3 protein-coding genes are annotated in these 1,622 nt (G+C 71.6%); 2 read left to right on the top strand and 1 reads right to left on the bottom strand.

Going from position 1 to position 1,622, the window contains the following annotated elements; genetic code table 11:
• Positions 1–347, bottom strand: a 347-nt coding sequence (locus G3I71_RS44550) for a BlaI/MecI/CopY family transcriptional regulator (RefSeq protein WP_164324560.1), incomplete at its 3' end; no start/stop codon positions are given.
• A 131-nt stretch (positions 348–478) separates the two neighbouring features.
• On the opposite strand from G3I71_RS44550, the gene G3I71_RS44545 reads away from it, so the two are divergent.
• Together G3I71_RS44545 and G3I71_RS44540 are read left to right on the top strand one after the other, a co-directional pair.
• Positions 479–1,159, top strand: a complete 681-nt coding sequence (locus G3I71_RS44545) for a DedA family protein (protein WP_164324557.1) — start codon at positions 479–481, stop codon at positions 1,157–1,159.
• Positions 1,156–1,622 (top strand): phosphatase PAP2 family protein (locus tag G3I71_RS44540; protein ID WP_164324553.1); only part of this gene is annotated, 467 nt, incomplete at its 3' end. The genes G3I71_RS44545 and G3I71_RS44540, both read left to right, overlap by 4 nt.

The following is a 1,622-nucleotide window of genomic DNA, read 5'->3' as shown; positions in this document are numbered from 1 at the left end:
CGGCGCAGGAGCTGCTCGTCGCCGGGGTTGAGCTGGGCGACGAAGCGGGCCAGGACCGTCTCGCGGTCGGTGTCCCGGTCGAGTTCGGTGTGCATGCGCCGGGCGGTCAGGCCGGGAGCGTCCTGGACGGGGAAGTAAGCGTAGCCGCGACCCTGCCGCTCACGGCTGACGACACCCTTCTCGTGCAGCCGGGTCAGGATCGTCGTCACCGTCGTCCTGGCGAGGCCGGAGCCGAGCTCGATCTGCACGCGGCCCGCGCTGAGCGGCGCTCCGGCCGCCCACAGCGCGGCCATGACAGCGGCCTCCAGCTCACCGGCCGGCCGCCTCTCGTCCTTCGCGTCGGTCATGGAACCTTCCTCATCCCGCTATCGTCTACAGTCCAGTAGACCGTCTACAGAATTGTAGTCAGTCGTCGGGTGTGCCGTTGCGCCGCATCCGACGGTCCGCAAGAAGGATGAAGGATGAGGTGCTCTTGACGATGACCACAGCCGTGCACCTATCGTCGCAGCTCGCCGTCAACGTGCTGGATGCCCGGTCCCTGCTGTCCGCGTTCGGCGTGCTGGGCGTGGGTGTGGTGCTGTTCGCCGAGACCGGGCTGCTGATCGGCTTCTTCCTCCCGGGCGACTCGTTGCTGTTCACCGCAGGGCTGCTGTGCACCGGCGCCGCCGACCGCGGCCTGAAGCTGTCGCTCGCCCCGCTCCTGGTCGCCGCGGCGGTCGGGGCACTGGCGGGCTCGCAGTGCGGATATCTCCTGGGCCGCAGAGCGGGCGGCGCTCTGCTCGCCCGCAGCCGCTCGGCCCGCCTGCACGAGGGCGCGAAACGTACGGAGGAACTGCTGGAGCGCTACGGGTATGCGAAGGCGATCGTGCTGGCCCGCTTCGTTCCGGTGGTGCGCACGGTCCTGAATCCGATGGCGGGCGCCCTGGGGGTGCCGGTGCGGACGTTCACCCTCTGGCAGGTGACCGGCGGGCTGGTGTGGAGCCTGGGTCTCACCCTGGCGGGATACGCGCTGGGCTCCTCCGTACCGAACGTGGACCGGTATCTGCTGCCGATCGTCGCGGTCATCGTCGCCCTGTCGCTGATCCCGGTCGCCTCCGAGGTGCACCGCTCACGCCGGGACGCGAAGGCCAGGGCGAAGGCACCGGAGGTGCGCGGATGATCCTGGCCCTCGACGGCTCGTCGGTCGACGGCCCGGCCTACACCGACGTCGTGAACCTGGCCGGGCACGCTCCCGCGTGGCTGAACGACATGGTGGCCGCGTGGTCGACGTACGGGCTCGCCCTGTTCGCGGTGCTCATGGCCGTCGGCTGGTGGCAGGCCCGGCGAGTGGGCGCCGCCGCGTCAATGACGGCGCTCGCCGCGCCGTTCGTCGTGGTCGTGGCCTACGGGGTGGATGCGGGGCTGAAGCTGCTGGTGCGCGAGGACCGGCCCTGCCAGAGCCTGCGGGTGGCCACGCTGGAGGCGTGTCCGGCGTCCGGCGACTGGTCCTTCCCCAGCAACCACGCGGCCATCGCCGCCGCCGCGGCCGTCGCCCTGCTCTTCGTCTCCCGCCGGCTCGGCACGGTCGCCGCAGTGGCCGCCGCCGCGATGGCGGCCTCGCGGGTCTGGGTCGGCGCGCACTA

Source organism: Streptomyces sp. SID12501 (assembly GCF_010550245.1).
In the GTDB taxonomy this organism is placed as follows: domain Bacteria; phylum Actinomycetota; class Actinomycetes; order Streptomycetales; family Streptomycetaceae; genus Streptomyces.
This window is presented reverse-complemented; position numbering and strand designations above follow the sequence as displayed.

Excerpts from the sequence above, each read along its gene's own strand:
- G3I71_RS44545 (WP_164324557.1), top strand. The coding sequence starts at position 479 with ATGACCACAGCCGTGCACCTATCGTCGCAGCTCGCCGTCAACGTGCTG.